This is a genomic window from Brucella tritici (genome assembly GCF_902825325.1).
GTDB lineage: Bacteria > Pseudomonadota > Alphaproteobacteria > Rhizobiales > Rhizobiaceae > Brucella.
This window is the reverse complement of the sequence record NZ_CADEAR010000070.1, coordinates 1-741: the sequence shown is the minus strand read 5'-3', so window position 1 is coordinate 741 and position 741 is coordinate 1. Positions and strand designations below refer to the sequence as shown.

Below are 741 nucleotides of genomic sequence, written 5' to 3'. Positions count from 1 at the left end.
CTGATGTCTGCATCGCCAAAATTTACGCCCAAACCGTCAGGCAGGCAACTGCAGCCCAGTTAACGTGACAACACCATGGCAGAGCTTGAAGCCAATACAGCAGGCCTTTGCGATACAGCATAGGAAAGCGCATTGATAGGCGTTGCCGGAGCGCCGTCAAACGCCTGCTGCAGACGACCGAGGGCTGCACTGCGAATAAACTGGCTGTCGTTGATCAGTACGCCTTTGACGGAAGCATAAGCCTCACCGGAAAGGCTTTCGAAGGCCGCACGCGCCTCATCGGCCGACAGCATCAACAAGGTATTGTACAAGGCCAGTGACGAACCCGTCTGCGCCAGCGTATCCAGCCCTCCAGCGGTCGCATATTGATTGCGGGTCTGGGCCACAGTCGTAAAGAGGGCAGGGGTGGGCTGTTCGGGCTCAGGCCCGCCGGTGCCAGGTCCTGGTGTTTCTGGCTCTGACGTGCCTGGGTTAGAAGGCTCCGGTCCTGTCGGATCTTGCTTGACGGCAATCCCTAAAAGAACATCATTTGCCGAATAACTGACACTCAGATCGAGGAAAGCAGATTTTGAGATAACGGTCCCAAACGTTCCGCTGACGCTTCCGTCAGCGTGCAGAATGGTATAGTTTTGCCCACTTTGATAACTGGTTTTGGGGTCGATGGCGGTGTTGTCACGTTAACTGGGCTGCAGTTGCCTGCCTGACGGTTTGGGCGTAAATTTTGGCGATGCAGACATCAGA

At 55.5% G+C, this 741-nt stretch carries 1 protein-coding gene; it reads right to left on the bottom strand.

Features of this window, described 5'->3' with window-relative positions; all coding sequences use genetic code 11:
* Positions 1-59: 59 nt before the first annotated feature.
* A complete protein-coding gene (locus HWX93_RS22695) occupies positions 60-386 on the bottom strand; it encodes a hypothetical protein (RefSeq protein WP_176038816.1) in 327 nt (108 codons plus the stop codon).
* Positions 387-741 lie beyond the last annotated feature (355 nt).